Origin of the sequence: Nonomuraea sp. NPDC026600 (assembly GCF_040638335.1) — a bacterium.
GTDB lineage: Bacteria > Actinomycetota > Actinomycetes > Streptosporangiales > Streptosporangiaceae > Nonomuraea.
Window position 1 is genome coordinate 94,074 of record NZ_JBEZYD010000017.1, and the last position, 15,304, is coordinate 109,377.

The following is a 15,304-nucleotide window of genomic DNA, read 5'->3' on the forward strand; positions in this document are numbered from 1 at the left end:
CAGCGGCCTGACAGCGCGATAGCAGCGGGCTGCCAGCGTGCGGCGCCATCGTGGGCGGACAACCTCCTCCGAAAGGGACGGCTCATGACATCGACAGACGGCATCCGGTTGGGCGTGGTCCGCGGCATCCAGTACGGTCTGGTCGCCAAGCCCGGCACGTTCGCCCCACAGGCCCGCGACCTGGGCGCCGGGCTGCTGCGGATGTTCTTCTACTGGTCTCAGCTCGAACCCGAGCCGGGCCGCTACGACTGGACGTCGGTGGACGCGGTCCTGGACCAGGCCGACGACGACACCGAGCTGTGGTTCACCCTCAGCGCGGCCTCGATGTGGGGCTCGACCAGGTCGACCGACCTGCTCCCCGGATCGCCGCCCACCGACCCGGCGGCGTACGAGGCGATGCTGCGGGCCCTGGTGACGCACTGCGCGGGCCGCGTGCGCTACTGGCAGTGCGAGAACGAACCGTGCATCCCCCTGTTCTGGGGCGGCACCGCCACCGAGTACCTCGACCTGCTGACCCTCTTCCACCGGGCGGTCAAGGCCGCCGACCCGCGGGCCGGCGTCGTGCTCGGCGGCTGCCCGCCCGGCGTCTTCCCCGCCCCCGAGAACCCCGACGGCGAGCGGGACTTCTTCCTGCGGCTCATCGCCGAGGGCGCCTATGACGTGTTCGACATCCACCTGTACGGCGACCCGTACCGGATTCCGGCCACCATCGACGACATCCGCGCCGTGATGCGCTCGTACGGGCACGAGAAGCCCATCCTGGCGGGCGAGTACAACGGTCCGCTCCTCCTCGAGTACCCGGAGGTGATGGAACACCTGGCCGACGTCATGAGCTCCGGCGCCATGACCCCGTGGCACACGCTCACGGTCGAAGAGTTCAGAAAGGGCGGGCTGTCCCCCGCACCCGCCCGGGAGGCCATGAAGCGGCTGTACGCGCGGATGAGCGAGCTGCCGCCCACCCTGCAGATGTTCATGACGGGCTGCCCGCCGGAGCTGGAGGACGAGCGGCATCGGATCAACGCGCGCGACCTCGTGGTGCGCAACCTGCTGGCGCTGTCCTGCGGCCTCCGGCGTACGGTCTGCTGGCAGCTCGGCCCGGAAACCCCGGAGCCCCCGATGCCCGACGACCATCTCGAACTGCTGCAGTTGATGTTCTCGAAGTTCGTGCTGCTGGCCTACGACGGCGAGACGCTCGGCGTCCGGCACCCGTGCGCGGACGCCTTCGCCGAGCTGGCCGCGCGCCTCGACGGCGCCGAGAGCGTCCGCCGGGTCGAACTGCCGGGCCGCCCGGACACCTACCTGTTCGAGGTGATCCGCCCGGGTCATCCGCCGCTCCACGTGACCTGGGTACGCGGTGCGGAACAGACCATCGAGTGGACGCCTCAAGGAAGCAGCAGCCCCCAGTAAAGGGCCCATGGGAGGAACACCGCCCCACCGGCGAGCAGGAGGCCGAGCCGTACCCTCTCCCCTCCCGGCACGGACGCGCGGAGCCGGCGCCAGGCCAGCGCCGTCCGGACGGTGGCGACCACGCAGGCCACCGCGAGAAGCTGCAACGCCACCCAGATCACCGGGTGACCCGCCACCATGGGCCCGGGAGCGGCCAGCTTGCCCCCGGTCATGACCACGTAGAACAGGTATCCGAACGCCCCGAGCACCACCCCGAACCCGCCCGCGCTCACCAGCCGGGCGGCCCTGGACACCGGCACCAGGGAAGCGCGGCGAAGTCGCCGTACCAGCGCGACCACCGGATACGCCCCGAACGCGACCAGGAACACCAGCAGCGCCACCACCTGCATCCACGCCGCCTCCCACCAGGCCGGAGGATCCATCGGCACGGTGAGCGACGCCTGCACGGGGGCCGGTCCGTTCGTCTGAGCCGTAGGCGGCTTGCCGTTCGTCACGTCTTCGACCCAGGACCCGACCAGATCGGCGTAGCCGGGGGCGAGCGTCTTCAGGCGGGTGACGCCACCGTCAGGAGTCTGGTGGGCGGCATGGTCGGCGCCCGGGAAGAACTGGAAGGTGTAGTGCCGATTCCCGCCCGCTTCGAGCGCCCTGGCGAACAAGGGAGGGGTCTCCTTGGGCGGGGTCAGCAGGTCGTTCACGCCCCAGATGCCGAGAACGGGCTGGCGTACCGCGGCGATGGTCGGCGCGGGATCGTAGTAGGGCTCGGGGAACATCCCGCCGTCGGCGATCGCCGTGTACAGCTTGGGCTCGGCCCGTTCGACGAGCGACCCCGACACCCCCGCCTTACGCAGGCCGGCCGCCACGGCCCAGGTCTGCTGCCGCAACGGCGCCAGCCCGTTGGCCCCCACGAGCACGATGAACGCGACATCCTTCGAGCGGGACGCCGCGATCGGCACCACCCAGCCGCCCTCGCTGAGTCCCCAGAGCCCGACCTTCGCCGGATCTGTGCCCGGCTGCGTACGCAACGTGGCCACGGCACCGAGCGCGTCGTCGGCCAGCTGCGAGTAGGACCGGTCGAAGAGCGAGTACCCCTCAGATCGTTTGTCGTAGATCAGCACGGACAACCCTCTGCGGGCGAACTCCACCGCCTCCCCCAGCAGCTGCTTGCGGGGCGTTCCCGTACCCGCGCCGTGCACCAGAACGATCCCCGGCCGTCCGGCCTTCGCCCCGGGCTTCGCTTCGGCCGGGGCGAGAACCGTGCCATGCATGGCGAGCCCCCCACTACCCCGGAAGCTCACCTCGGTCGCCCGCAGATCAGCCGGCACGGCGAGTGGGGATGGCTCAGCGGCCGCGGCGGCCGCGGCGACCGGTGTGACGAGCAGGCACAGGGCAAGAGCCACTGCCGCTCGGGCAAGAATCCGTCTCATATGCCGAACGTACTCTGCAGAGATGTCTCGGCAAAGACTTCTCTGCAGATATCGTTCTGCAGGAGGACTAGGCTGCTCCTCATGAAGGATGACGAGGCGTTCGTGCTCGACGACCCGGAGCGGCTCAAGGCCCTCGCCCACCCCATGCGACGACTCATGCTGCGCCACCTCAACGTGCACGGCCCCGCCACCTCGACAACCCTCGGCGAGCTGCTGGGCGCCAAGACCGGCACGACCAGCTACCACCTGCGCCAGCTCGAGAAGTACGGCTTCATCGAGGAGATCCCCGAACGCTCGACCGGCCGGGAACGCTGGTGGCGCCGCGCCGACGTCCCCAGAGACATCCGCCTCCCCACCCCGGACCAGCTCGCCCCCGAGGACCGCCCCGTACTCGCCGAATTCCACCGCATCGGCATGGACGAGGATCGCGAACTGTTCGAACGCTTCCCCGCCGCCTACAGCCGCGACCCTGACTGGGCCAAGGGATCGCGCGGCATGGGCCGAATGACCAAGGAGGAGTTCGCCCGGTTCTATGAGGAGTACATAGCCCTGCTGCTGAGATACAGCCACCGCGCCGAGGACGCACCCCCAGACGCCCGCCCCCTGTACATCCGCCTCTTCGCCCTTCCCGCCGACGAGGATTTCGCTTGAGGCCCCGCGCAGCCGCTAACCCTGCGGCTGAGCCACCGGCGCCGGAGGCCGCATCGGGGTCGAGCGAATCTTCGCCAGCGCCCGGGTGAGGTCCCGGGAGGACAGATAGAGCTTGAACATGATCGCGGCCTCGAAGACCAGCAGGAGGGCCGCCGTACCGACGGTCACCGGCACGATCCACCCGGTGAGCGGGCCGACGATGAACACCGCCATCTGGAACTCGATGCCGCTGATCAGATGAGCTCGGACGCGGTGGTCGCGCAGCCAGTCGCGGATGCGGATGTACCAGGCGAAGCGCGCACGGAAGTTCTGCTGCAGGTCCACCGAGTCGGCGGAGCGGATCTCGCCTGATTCGAGACCCGCCTCTTCCAGGTCCGGCCTTTCCAACGAGACGGCCGGGACGCCGGTGACCTCCTCGATCGCCTCGTCCAGTTTGCGGCGCATCTGGCGGCGTACCTTCGCGACCTGGAGCGCGTCAACGTAGCGGAGCATGTCGAGGAAGACGACGAGAATGCCGAGGACGAGGTAGAACTCCTCACCAGTGCTCTCGAAGCGCCCCCACATGAGCGCGAGGGCGCAGGTGAGCACCCGAATGCGGTCGAAGACGTAGTCGAGCCAGCCGCCCAGCACGGTGCCGGTGCCCTTGAGCCGGGCGATCTTGCCGTCCACGCAGTCCAGCACGAAGCTCAGGTGATAAAGGACGGCGCCGGCGACCAGCCACGCCCAACCGTCAGCCATCAGGAAGCAGCCCGCCGAGCCGAACCCGAGTAAGAAGGCGCTCCAGGTGATCTGGTTCGGTGTGATGGAGGTACGGTTCGCCAGGCCGACCACCAGACGACCGGCGAGCGGATCGACCAGGAACACCGTCCACCAGGCGTCCCGCGCCTTGTAGGTCAGCGTGCGCACGTCGTCCAAAGTGAATGTTGTCACTGTGCAGGCCCTTCGTCCGTCCATCCGATTCGCTGATATGCGATGAAAGAGCCAATTTCGACGTCCCGCCCGTCAGCCACCCGGCTGACGATTCTCGTCTCCGTGGCCAGCGGCAGCCCGCTCTCCGCGTCGATGACGAGCCGCTCGTCGCTGAGCCGGTCGTCCCTCATCACCTGGTAGCTCAGGGCCTGGCCGGCCCGGCCGAGCGGGTCGGTGACCGCGCCCTCCGGCTTCATGCCGGGCATCGAGGCCAGGATCTGGTACGCCGAGGAACGCACCTCGGGCGAGACCGGCAGCCCCGTGATGATCTCCAGGCAGCTCTCGCGCAGCTCGGCCTCCATCTTGCGCCCGACATACGCGCCGTTCTCCCGGGCGATGTGGGTCACGAGGAAGGCGCGCAGCGCCGTGGGGTCGCTCGGGATCGTACTCAGGGCCGTCCAGCTGACCAGCTGTTTGGTCAGGATGCCGTCCGCGTTCCGCCATCCGACGCGATGCGGTCCACCCTGTGGTGGACCGGGCGCCGACTCCACCAGCGCCTCCGGAGAGACACGGCCCAAACCGGTCACGTCCGCCGGGTACTGCCAGTGGCCCGGCGACCCGGCGGTTCGCCACGCGGCCTCGTCCTGGGGTGTCGCCGGTCGCGCGCCGAGGTACCGGCCGGTCCAGCGATCCCGCTGACCGTCCGTCCTGGTGAGCCAGATCTCACGGAGGGACTGGCGCTTGATGACGTACTGGCGGTCGGGAGAGAGGATCAGCTGCCCGGTCACGACGCGGGTGCGCCAGTAGGCGCCGTCGGACGGCGCCGTGGCCATCGCGACCGCCGCGGCGAGCAGGATCTGCCTGGCGGTCGGCGGGGCGGAGGCGGACACGACGGGATCAGGCGAGAGGTCGATCAGCGAGTTCGAGGGCACGGCCACGGCGAGCGCCAGCGCGGCCGCCGACGCCGCCCCGATCAACCCGTTGCGAACCGGCGCCCACCACCGCGACCGCCCCCTTCGCGACCGCTCTCTTCGAGCGGCTCGAAGCGGTACGCGTTGAGGGGCTTCCGGTGCGCGTTGAGGGGCTTGAGGTGGCGCGGCCAGCGCCGCCAGCAGCCTGGCCCGGCCGGAGTCGACGACCTCGGATGAGGGACGGGGCGTCGAGAGGAGATCGCGTACGGCGGCCAGCTCGTCCGGGCGGTCGTTCAGCTCATCCATCGAACCCTCCGATCATCGGATTGACGCCGCCCAGGGCTCTGCGAAGCTTCTTACGCACCCGGTTGAGCCGGGAGCCGACGGTCCCGAACGGAATGTCGAGCGTCTGCGCGACCTCCTCATAGGTGAGGTCGGCGAGCGCGACGAGGAGGAGCACGTCGCGATCGCCGGTGGAGAGACGTCCAAGCGCTTTCGCGAGCCGCCCCTGTGCGTTCGCGGCGGCCACTCTCGCCGTCACCCTGTCCTCGTGCCCGTCATCCGCCACTTCGCCGGCAGGTGCCCGCTGAAAAGCCTCCAGCCTTCGCGTTTCGCCCCTTCGATGCTGAGCGAGCAGGTTGGTGGCGATCCCGTACAGCCAAGGCCGTACGGCACCGCGGGCGGAGTCGAACGTCTGCCGTTTCCTGAACGCGACCAGGAACGTCTCGGCGGCCAGATCATCCGCGATCTGCATGCCGAGCCGTCCGGAGACGTACCGATGTATCTCTTCGAAGTAGCGGTCGTAGAGCACGCCGAACGCTTCCGGGTGGTGCCATGACCGCTCGATGAGCGCGGCGTCATCGTCTGTCACTGGCACGTCCGGGGGAGCGGCCATTCGCATGGTGTCCCTTCTGTGGGGTACACCTCTATTCCGCCGAAACCCCGACTTCCCTTCACGCCTCTTTCAAAATCAGCACGAAGTTTCCCGAAATATCCCTGATTGTCCCCTTAAGTGCCCGCATGGCGGGCGCCCCGCTTCGCAGCTCGGAAAGAAGCTACTTTTACTCGCGCTTGCCGATCGAGCAGTAGGCCGGGCGACATCGCGGTCCTATGGTCGCGTCCATGGCCTCTCCAGAAGACAACGAGCGGGAGTTGATCCTGCAGGTGGCGACCAGGCTGTTCGCCGCGCTCGGCCACGACGGCGTCTCCATCGGTCAAATCGGTGAGGCCGCCGGACTGAACACGGCCGCCATCACCCCGCATTTCCCCACCAAACGCCACCTCTACCTGGCGGTCATGGAACGCGCCCAACAGGCGCTCACATCCGTCATCGACAACAGAGCCGGCGACCTGAAAGCCGCCTCACCCGAGGAGAGGCCGGCCGCACTCCACCGGTTCATCGACGGTTACATCGACCTGTGCGTCGAGCATCCCGAGGTTCCCGCGCTATGGATGCACCGATGGCTCTCCGATGCCAGCGACATCGAAGAGCTGGAGTCACTCAGCGCTCAGCCGCTGGCCCACTACGCCATCGACGGCATCGCCGCCCTGGCGGAGTCCGCACACGCCGACGCGCTGTTCACCACGTACACGATGGTCTGGTGCATCCAGGGGTTCTCACTGAGCGGGGTCCTCGACACGACAGGACAGCGTCGCGGCCCCAGCGACCCCGAAGCACTGCGGCGATTCCGCGCTCACATGCACCAACTGCTCGATCGCCTTCTCGACCTCACCCCCTCCGCCGAACCCCCGTCCGACAACTGATCCGACTGAGCGGGCCTCCGCGTGCCGCATAGGCTGAGCCTGTGACACCGAAGGCCGGACGGGGGACAGCATCGCGCACGCGTGTTGCGAGCCGCCCGCGAACAGCTGCGGCGACCATCACCGGCGGCAGCAACTCCCCCGTAGCGATCCACCGGGCGTCCCGCAGCCGCAGACCGAGCGTGCGCCGGAGCCGAACCCTCCAACCGGCGGCTAGATCAATTTGCCGTTCAGGCCGCAGTTTGTCAGCTTCTTGCACGGGCACGCCGCCGAGGCGGCTTGGCAAGATCACGGCAACGGGCCACCAGATCGTCAATTTCCGACAAATCTGGATCCGTGCCGTCATCGTCGCAGCAGGCGGGCTTGGTGCGCTCGCCCGCCGGTCGCACATCCAGCCCGCACACCTTCCACAGCGAGGCGTAGACATCCTGTGCCCGGTTGCGCTCATCATGAGGCCCGAGCACCAGAACCCATGCGCGACCCGGCGCCTCGAAGGCGACCACGACGCGTGTGGCATCTCTCAAATGCTTGACACACAACCGGCTCACCGGAATCTCCCCGGTAAGCCGGTATCCGAGGGCCGCGCAACCTCGCACTTCCAGATCACTGACAAAGGCGACAAACGCCCTCAGATCCGCCCCGCGCAAAGTCTCGGCCTGCTTCTCGGCGAGAACCGAGAGATAGACCTCAGTCCTCACCGACGGCCAACTCCGAATTCTTGGAACTCCACTCCGCCTTGATCTCCCGCCACGGACGCCCCTCGCCCTGCTGCATTTGCCGCAGGCCCTCGGCGAGCTGATCATCCTCAAGAAGCCGACGGTCCTGCAGGCGGTACCAGACCGCCTCGATAAGATTTCGGGTACGGCCGGTCCGGCGTAGATCCTGGACAAGCGTTGCCACGGTGTACAGACGTTCAGCTTGAAGCATCAATCGCGGCTTCCCCCTGACCGGGATGAGCAGCCCCTCCTTGACCCACGCACGAACGGTCTTCTCATCAACGCCGAGGATCTTCGATGCGATCGTCGCTCGCACTGGCTCGGCATGGGCAAGCAGGTCTTGGACGACTTCCCTGACCGTGTCGCGGGTGCCGACCTCATGAGTGGCGGCAACCACTCCGTCCAGCCGCTGTGCTTGATCGAACAGAGCCAGCGCCGCCCGCTCGTCAAGTTCTTTCCGGCGAGGGGCCTGTGTCGTGCCTGCGACCTTGTCACCACGCTGCGCCGGGAACGTGTGATGCTTTCGCTTCTTGGCCGCTCCCGCCGAAGACTTCCTGGGCTTGACATCGGTCATAAGGATGGGCCCTCCCTTCCCCCTCATGCTACTCCCTGATTCAGGCTTTAAATCAGGAGTCGGCTGCTCAGCAAGGGGAGCGGTTTGACCGCGCGCAGAGCGGTAGCAGTCTCAGTTGAAGATGGAGACGCGGGTGCGGTGGTGCCGTGGCGTGTCGATTTCGTCGATCACCGCCACCGCAAGGTCCGCATAGGACAGATGCGCGGATACCGACTGCGGCACGGCCTCCCCTCCGACCCGGTAGCGGCCGGTCCTGGGACCTCCCTGTTCCAGCAGCGCGGGCGGGGTCAGCATGAGCCAGTCGATCGCCGTGTCCTCCGCCGCCCGCAGCCTGTCCAGCCCAGCGGTGTGCGCAACGGCGAACGGCCGGATCTCGGCCGGGAAGCTCGAGGGATCGTCCATCACCAGACGCCCGTGCGCGTCTTTGAGATTCGCGAACAGACCGACCAGAACGAGCCTGGGCACGCCCACTTCCGCCAGACCATGAAGCAGAGCGTCGGCCGCTTTGACGTAGAACTCCGGGTCGAGATCGGCGAACCCCTGCTCCGGCCCAGAGAACGGGCTCACCGCGTGAACCACGGCATCATGACCGGACACGATCGACGAGATCGCCTGTACGTCGGTGACATCGCCCCGCACCAGCCGGACACCATCCTTCTCGATGTCCCGGTATTTGCCTGGATCCCGAACCACGGCCGTGACCTCGTGTCCGCGCTCCCGCGCCTCAGCCGTAACCGCTCGTCCTGCCCGGCCACCCGCCCCAAATATGACAATGCTGCTCATGTCACTCCGATCTGGCCACGTACGTCGTTGCCAGAAAGGACGGTATCTATGAGATACCGATTACCTCAAAGATACTGGGGATAGCCTCTTGCGCATGACCGAGCCCTTGGACCCGCACATGTTCGACCCCGTGTGCCCGTCCAGCGCCCTGCCGATTCAGATCGGTGACAAGTGGACCGCCATGGTCGTGCTCTGTCTCGAAGGCGGCCGGCGGCGGTTCAACGAGCTCCGGGCGCCACTGCGCGGCATCACCCCGAAAGTGCTGACCCAGACCCTGCGGGCGATGCAGCGTGACGGCCTGGTCACACGCACCGCGTACGACGAGAACCCGCCCCGGGTCGAGTACGAGCTGACTCCGTTGGGGCGCAGCCTGCTGACTCTGATCGCGGCCGCACGCGCCTGGAGCAAGGACCATCTCCCCGCTCTGCTCGAAGCCCGCAACGCACACGACTCTTCATCGAGCTCATCGCGCTGAGACACCCGGCACCGACGGCACCTCGGTCGAAGTGCAGCATCTCCGGCCCCCGGCCGATCTTCTCCCTGGAAGTGACGTAACGCTGCCCAATGGGTTCACGGGCTACAACCGTCGCGCAACTGCTGGCATTCGGGACGGCGAACGCGCGCGGAAGGAGATCCTGAACGCTCGATCGGTGGCGCCGCCGACGGCCCCAGAGACCGAGAGCTCTTCGAAGCTGTTGTCAGAACGGCTGCATCTGATCGATCACTTTCGCTGCGATCTCCATGATCGTCTCGACCCTGACCAGGTCGGCCCGTACATCGTCGGCACTGAAGCTTGGTGAGCCCAGACGCGGATACTCTGCTTCGTTCCGTCGCCGGCGCATCCGGTCAAAAGGGCGCAGACTCTGACCCAGCGGAGGATCGAGCTGCGCGCTGACCGCCTCATACACCGCGATGTGCCCACCCCGGCTGCTGGCCCGGAGCCCCTGGTTCTCAAGCACGGCGCACAGTGCCTTACGTGCTGCGTCGTAGAGCAACTGGTATGCGCCGATCGGATCCGATTCCATGGCGAGGCGAGCCGTTGCCACGTGTTTTCCGGCCTGAACGAGCAACTCTTCGGCCTGCGAACGGCTCGCCGCAACCTTCTGGATCTCGCCACGTCCGAGCATGCCCTCGAGGACGGCGCGTCCCTGCTCCCATCTCACCGGCTGTTCCTCTTCTCGATCTTGAGTCGTACATAAGGCCGGGACCTGACCGTTTCCAGGAAGGGATCACCGGCGGAGGACTCCCAGTCAGCACGGCTCAACCGCCGCATGTTCACCTCTCGGCCGAGTTGCCGCTCCGCAGCCCTGGCGACGTCGTATAGATCGTCTTCGTCAACGGCACCGACAACCATGACGTCTACATCGTTCGGCACTTTGCCCGGCTCGCCGGAGTACCGCGCAGCCCAGGAACCATAGATATACGCCTCTTCGACGCCAACGACGTCAGACAACTGCTCACCGAGCACAGCCACCGGCCCGTATGTCAGAGCGAGCAGCTCCGTCAGCGGTCGAGCCACGACTACATCGGTGTCCGCGCGGATCATCCGCAGATTGCCGATTCTCCGCTCGACGACCAGACCTGCGGCAGCGAGGCGATCGACTTCGCGAGTCACGGTCGAGGCGGAAACATCGAACCTCTTCGCCAGCTCAACCTGTGCATATTCTTCACCGGGATGCAGAAAGAGCCAGGCCAGAAGCTCCCCCTGGAAGGGAGAACGCAGCAGCGGAAGCAAGACAGACGGCGGCTGTTTCATAAACTGAAACATAGCTTGCAGTTTACGCAAGTTCTAGCGCCGCGTACTGGAATCGAGATCACTGTCCGTGAGATCACCCACCTGAAAGGCTCCCGCTTTCGGCGAGCGCCAGATTCGGCCGCTTCTCCGGACGCCCGGGCGGGAGACCCAGCGGCTGGTACGGACAGGAGCGGTCGCCTACGTACGGGACGGCGAACGCGTGTAGCAGGCCCGCCGCCGGCATGGCCCTCAAGGGGGTTCCGATGCGGACCGATCACCGGTTCAGGATCGCCGGCATCACCAAGACCTTCACCACCGCACTCGTGCTCCTACCACCGGCGACAATCAGGGACGCGACCCAGTACGACTACCTGACGCGGTCACGGCGTACGAAACCGATGGGAACACACAGTGAGCACAACGGCGGAGCAGCGGATCGAGAAGGCCATCACGTCTGGCAGCCGCGAGCTTGACCTCTCCAGGCTCGGACTGCGAGAACTCCCGGACTCCCTGCACAACCTCACCGATGTCACCAAGCTTCACCTGCAGGACAACGAACTTTCGGCGTTACCGGACTTCCTGGGTGACCTCACCAACCTCGGCTGGCTTTTCCTCGGGGGCAACAGAATCACCGAACTGCCTCACTCACTGGGCAACCTCCGCAATCTAGCGGCGCTATATCTGGACCGTAATCCGCTCACCGCTGTTCCGGATTCCCTGGGCAACCTCACTGTTCTGGCTCAGCTCGGCATGAGTGGCTGCGGGCTCACGGAGCTACCCGCCGTCCTCTGCGACCTTACGGCTCTCACGCACGTCAATCTTTCGGACAACCAGCTCACAGCGCTTCCGGAGTCCCTGGGCCGCCTGAGCGCCCTCATCAGGCTCGAACTTCACAGCAACCGGCTCATCAGGCTGCCGGACGCCCTTGGGAACCTTGCCCACCTGACCTGGCTGAACCTGCACGACAACAAGCTCGTGGAGCTGCCGGATTCCGTAGGCGATCTACGCAATCTCCAGGAACTCCGATTGGCCGACAACCGGCTCGCCGCGCTACCAGAATCGCTGGGCGACCTCGCCGCCCTCAAGAACCTGAATCTCGGCGGCAACGAACTCGTAGACCTGCCGGACTCACTGGGCAACCTCACCAACCTCACCCGGCTCAGCCTCGGCGGCAACCGGCTGAAGGTGCTTCCCGACACCTTGGGCAACCTCAGCAAGCTCACCGAGCTCGACCTGGATCGCAACGAGCTGGAGACGCTGGCCGACACTCTGGGCAACCTCGCGAACCTCGAGGAGCTCGGCCTGCACCGAAACCGTCTCACCGCCCTACCCGAGACCCTGGGCAACCTCAGCTCGCTCACCTTGCTCTACCTGCACGGCAACCAGCTGACCACACTGCCGGAGCCCCTGGGCAACCTCACCGCACTCGAGGAACTCAACGTGGCCGACAACCACCTCACCGCACTGCCGGACACCTTGGGCAACCTCACCAACCTGCGCCACCTGAAACTGGACCGCAACCCGATAACCGCGCTACCAGGCGGCCTGCGCAGCCTCACCGACCTGACAATCGTCGGCGGACCGTCACCAACCGAGTAGGGAGACAACAGTGCCGGGCGGCGCAACTCCTCCTGCTCGTGCTTCTCGTACTCTGGGCTGATCCGGAGCGGCACCGGCTCTCGTACCATGAGTTCGTGCACCCCCTCATCCGCTCGGTGTGGGACGAGCCCCGTCCCCCCAACCCGCCGCCGCGGGTGTGGCGGGACTGGGCACTCGTCGGGGTGCTGGTGCCGCTCGCGGTGCTCGAAGGAGTGCTGCGGCCGGATCTTCCGTGGCGGGCCGTCTCGGTGATCGTCACGGCCGGGCTGGTGCCCACATTGTTGTGGCGCCGGAGCAGACCGCTGCCGATGGTCGTGATCGCCTTCGGCACCCTGGCTCTGGCCCCCTTACTGACGGGCGGCCATTCTCCAGAGACCTACACCATGGTCTATCTGCTGCTCCTGGCCTATTCGTTGCTCCGGTGGGGGTCCGGACGCGAGGCGGTGATCGGCTTGGCGATCATACTCGGCGAGGCCGGCTTTTCGGTGGCCTCCGACTACCCCGGCCCCGCCGACGCCATCGGCGGATTCGCCGTGGTGTTCCTGGTCGTCGCCCTGGGCGTGGCGTTCCGATATCGGGCCAAGGCGCGGATACGCGAGCTCGATCAGGTCAAGCTGCGCGAACGCGAGCAGCTGGCCCGCGACCTGCACGACACCGTCGCTCATCATGTCTCGGCAATGGCGATCCGCGCGCAGGCGGGCCTGGCCACATCGGCGTCGCGACCGGACGCCGCCACCGAAGCGCTGCGAGTGATCGAGGCCGAGGCCGCGCATGCCCTGACCGAGATGAGCGCCATGGTCCGCATCCTGCGCCATGACCAACCAGCGGACCTCGCACCCCGCCGGCGCATCGCCGACCTCCGCCAACTCGCCGGCCAAGGCCGCACCGGCCCGGCCGTCAGCCTGGAGATCTCGGACGACCTCGACGACCTCTCCCCATCGGTCGAGGCCGCGATCTACCGCCTCGCCCAAGAGTCGGTCACCAACTCCCGGCGACATGCGCGTCACGCCACCCGCATCGAGATCCGCGTCACCGCCGACGACGCCTCGGTGCACCTGCGCGTAAGCGACGACGGCGACGGCAGCCTCAAACGGCCGGCCAGGTCACAGGGATATGGGCTCATCGGCATGATCGAACGCGCCGACCTGCTCGGCGGCACCTGCGTAGCCGGCCCCAACCCCGATCGAGGCTGGACCGTGACCGCCACACTGCCCCGCACCGGATCGGCCACATGAGCATCCGAGTGATCGTCGCCGACGACCAGGAGATCGTCCGCACCGGGCTCACGATGATCCTCGACGCCCAGCCGGACATCGAGGTCATCGGAGAGGCCGCCGACGGGCGCCGAGCCGTCGAACTCGCGCGCCGCCTACGCCCTGACGTGTGCCTGTTCGACATTCGCATGCCCGGCCTCGACGGCATCGAAGCCACCCGCTCCCTCGCCGGACCGACCGTCGACGACCCGCTCGCCGTCGTCGTCATCACCACGTTCGACCTCGACGAGTACGTCTACGCCGCCCTGAGAGCCGGCGCCCGAGGTTTTCTGCTCAAGAACGCCGGCGCCGGCCTGCTCTCCCAGGCCGTCCACGCCGCCGCCAACGGCGACGCGCTCATCGCCCCGAGCATCACCGCCCGCCTGCTCGGGACCTTCGCCCGTACCGGGCCCACCGCACCGCCGGTACAACCCATCGAGGCGCTGACGGACCGAGAAGAACAGATCCTGGCCACCGTGGCACGTGGACGGACCAACAGCGAGATCGCCGACGAGCTGCACATCTCTCTCAGCACCGTCAAGTCCCACCTCACCAGCCTGATGGCCAAGCTCGGCGCCCGCAACCGCGTCGAGATCGCCATGTGGGCGTACGAGACCAACCGCGTCAAGAGCTGAGCCTGGGCGGCCGCTTACGGATGAGCCATTCGGCCACGGCGAGGTTGATCACCCACGCGGCGGCCATGAGCAGCGCCCTGGGGAACTCTCCAGGTTTGCCGACGAGCAAAATCCACGGCAGTTGGGTCAACGCCTGCGTTCCCGCCCCCAGCCCGATCGCATAACCGCGAATCATCCAAGCCCGATGCCGGACGATGTCCCGCCGCCGGATCGCCGCCAGGCCGAGCACGATCGACAGGAACATGGCCGTCCCGAACACCACCCGGATCCCGGCCAGGAGATCCCCATCCCCCTCCGGACGGGGATAGAACAGGGTCATCCACAGACCCGTCAGCGCCACGACCAGCCCACATACGACCAGCAACCGCCCGGCGACGCGATGCCAGCCCAGCCGCCGGCGACGGAACCCGGAAGCGAACTGGAAGGCCCCCAGAATGCTGTACACGCTGACACAGATGATGTGCAGCACCACGGGCAGCGGCATCGCGAAGAACCGCGCGTTGTCCGGAGTGATCGCCGCGCCGCCGGTCAGCTCGGTCATTCGTACGGCACCGGCGATCACGGGAATGGCGCTGAGCGCGATCAGGGCGGCGGGCACGCGCCACCCTCCCCTCCTGGAGGAGGCAGTGGCGAGCGGCGCCGATCCGCGTCGGTCATCCGTCAGCCTGCCACCTCGCGGCGCCTGCGGGAGCAGGGGGCGTTCCGTCGTACTCTCGTCGGTCATGACCTGAGTGTGATGACTGAGGCGATGCCGGCTCATCGAGAGAAAGGCCCGTTCTGAACTGGCCGATCGTCCGGCAATCGGGCGTACTTTCGGCCAGGTCGGCTGCCTGTGAGCACCCGCCGGGGTGCACTCTGACCTGCTGGTTCCTTGTCCCGCCGATCCCGCGGTACCCGTTCGGCACCACCGCTCGACCGGATGGAAGACACCCATCACACTCGGGGA

The 15,304-nt window shown here is 67.1% G+C and carries 17 protein-coding genes; 7 read left to right on the forward strand and 10 right to left on the reverse strand.

Annotation, left to right across the window (positions count from 1 at the left end):
* Nucleotides 1–84 precede the first annotated feature (84 nt).
* The gene (locus AB0F17_RS33390) at nt 85–1,407 is read left to right on the forward strand and encodes a hypothetical protein (protein WP_358031143.1); all 1,323 of its coding nucleotides are present in this window, start codon (nt 85–87) and stop codon (nt 1,405–1,407) included.
* Here the strand turns inward: AB0F17_RS33390 and AB0F17_RS33395 are convergent.
* Complete coding sequence (locus AB0F17_RS33395; RefSeq protein WP_358031145.1) at nt 1,383–2,831, reverse strand: prolyl oligopeptidase family serine peptidase; 1,449 nt, start codon at nt 2,829–2,831, stop codon at nt 1,383–1,385. The genes AB0F17_RS33390 and AB0F17_RS33395 overlap by 25 nt on opposite strands.
* A gap of 81 nt (nt 2,832–2,912) precedes the next feature.
* Between AB0F17_RS33395 and AB0F17_RS33400 the strand changes: the two genes are divergently transcribed.
* Entirely contained in the window at nt 2,913–3,482 is a 570-nt protein-coding gene (locus tag AB0F17_RS33400; protein WP_358031147.1) for a helix-turn-helix domain-containing protein, read from the forward strand.
* A gap of 15 nt (nt 3,483–3,497) precedes the next feature.
* Here the strand turns inward: AB0F17_RS33400 and AB0F17_RS33405 are convergent, their stop codons facing one another.
* From AB0F17_RS33405 to AB0F17_RS33415, 3 genes are read right to left on the reverse strand one after another with little or no spacing between them, the layout of a single operon-like run.
* The gene (locus tag AB0F17_RS33405) at nt 3,498–4,412 is read right to left on the reverse strand and encodes a CDP-alcohol phosphatidyltransferase family protein (protein WP_358031149.1); all 915 of its coding nucleotides are present in this window, start codon (nt 4,410–4,412) and stop codon (nt 3,498–3,500) included.
* On the reverse strand, nt 4,409–5,608 hold the full coding sequence (locus AB0F17_RS33410; protein ID WP_358031151.1) for a hypothetical protein: 1,200 nt from the start codon (nt 5,606–5,608) through the stop codon (nt 4,409–4,411). The genes AB0F17_RS33405 and AB0F17_RS33410 overlap by 4 nt, the downstream gene beginning before the upstream one ends.
* The gene (locus tag AB0F17_RS33415; RefSeq protein WP_358031153.1) at nt 5,601–6,173 is read right to left on the reverse strand and encodes an RNA polymerase sigma factor; all 573 of its coding nucleotides are present in this window, start codon (nt 6,171–6,173) and stop codon (nt 5,601–5,603) included. The genes AB0F17_RS33410 and AB0F17_RS33415 overlap by 8 nt, the downstream gene beginning before the upstream one ends.
* 251 nt (nt 6,174–6,424) lie before the next feature.
* Here AB0F17_RS33415 and AB0F17_RS33420 point away from each other — a divergent pair, with 251 nt between their 5' ends.
* A complete protein-coding gene (locus AB0F17_RS33420; RefSeq protein ID WP_358031154.1) occupies nt 6,425–7,066 on the forward strand; it encodes a TetR/AcrR family transcriptional regulator in 642 nt (213 codons plus the stop codon).
* Nucleotides 7,067–7,308: 242 nt separating this feature from the next.
* On the opposite strand, the gene AB0F17_RS33425 is transcribed toward AB0F17_RS33420, so the two are convergent.
* The 3 genes from AB0F17_RS33425 to AB0F17_RS33435 form a co-directional block, all read right to left on the reverse strand.
* Complete coding sequence (locus tag AB0F17_RS33425) at nt 7,309–7,761, reverse strand: hypothetical protein (RefSeq protein ID WP_358031156.1); 453 nt, start codon at nt 7,759–7,761, stop codon at nt 7,309–7,311.
* Nucleotides 7,751–8,353, reverse strand: a complete 603-nt coding sequence (locus AB0F17_RS33430; RefSeq protein ID WP_358031158.1) for a hypothetical protein — start codon at nt 8,351–8,353, stop codon at nt 7,751–7,753. Before AB0F17_RS33430 ends, AB0F17_RS33425 begins: the two co-directional genes overlap by 11 nt.
* 111 nt (nt 8,354–8,464) lie before the next feature.
* Nucleotides 8,465–9,136 (reverse strand): NAD(P)H-binding protein, encoded by a 672-nt coding sequence (locus AB0F17_RS33435; RefSeq protein ID WP_358031159.1) that lies wholly within the window; start codon nt 9,134–9,136, stop codon nt 8,465–8,467.
* 94 nt (nt 9,137–9,230) lie between these two features.
* On the opposite strand from AB0F17_RS33435, the gene AB0F17_RS33440 reads away from it, so the two are divergent.
* Nucleotides 9,231–9,611 carry a helix-turn-helix domain-containing protein gene (locus tag AB0F17_RS33440; RefSeq protein WP_358031161.1) on the forward strand — a complete coding sequence of 127 codons (381 nt, stop codon included), beginning with the start codon at nt 9,231–9,233 and terminating at the stop codon, nt 9,609–9,611.
* Nucleotides 9,612–9,834: 223 nt separating this feature from the next.
* Here AB0F17_RS33440 and AB0F17_RS33445 read toward each other — a convergent pair whose 3' ends face one another.
* Nucleotides 9,835–10,299: a hypothetical protein gene (locus AB0F17_RS33445; RefSeq protein WP_358031163.1), complete on the reverse strand. Its 465-nt coding sequence runs from the start codon at nt 10,297–10,299 to the stop codon at nt 9,835–9,837.
* Nucleotides 10,296–10,892 (reverse strand): ArsR family transcriptional regulator, encoded by a 597-nt coding sequence (locus AB0F17_RS33450; RefSeq protein WP_358031165.1) that lies wholly within the window; start codon nt 10,890–10,892, stop codon nt 10,296–10,298. Before AB0F17_RS33450 ends, AB0F17_RS33445 begins: the two co-directional genes overlap by 4 nt.
* A gap of 390 nt (nt 10,893–11,282) precedes the next feature.
* Between AB0F17_RS33450 and AB0F17_RS33455 the strand changes: the two genes are divergently transcribed.
* The 3 genes from AB0F17_RS33455 to AB0F17_RS33465 all read left to right on the forward strand — a co-directional run bounded on the left by AB0F17_RS33455 (nt 11,283) and on the right by AB0F17_RS33465 (nt 14,358).
* Nucleotides 11,283–12,470 carry a leucine-rich repeat domain-containing protein gene (locus tag AB0F17_RS33455; protein ID WP_358031167.1) on the forward strand — a complete coding sequence of 396 codons (1,188 nt, stop codon included), beginning with the start codon at nt 11,283–11,285 and terminating at the stop codon, nt 12,468–12,470.
* A 95-nt stretch (nt 12,471–12,565) separates the two neighbouring features.
* The gene (locus tag AB0F17_RS33460; RefSeq protein WP_358031169.1) at nt 12,566–13,705 is read left to right on the forward strand and encodes a histidine kinase; all 1,140 of its coding nucleotides are present in this window, start codon (nt 12,566–12,568) and stop codon (nt 13,703–13,705) included.
* A complete protein-coding gene (locus AB0F17_RS33465; RefSeq protein ID WP_358031171.1) occupies nt 13,702–14,358 on the forward strand; it encodes a response regulator transcription factor in 657 nt (218 codons plus the stop codon). The genes AB0F17_RS33460 and AB0F17_RS33465 overlap by 4 nt, the downstream gene beginning before the upstream one ends.
* On the opposite strand, the gene AB0F17_RS33470 is transcribed toward AB0F17_RS33465, so the two are convergent.
* Nucleotides 14,348–15,082 (reverse strand): DUF2306 domain-containing protein, encoded by a 735-nt coding sequence (locus tag AB0F17_RS33470; protein WP_358031172.1) that lies wholly within the window; start codon nt 15,080–15,082, stop codon nt 14,348–14,350. The genes AB0F17_RS33465 and AB0F17_RS33470 overlap by 11 nt on opposite strands.
* Nucleotides 15,083–15,304 lie beyond the last annotated feature (222 nt).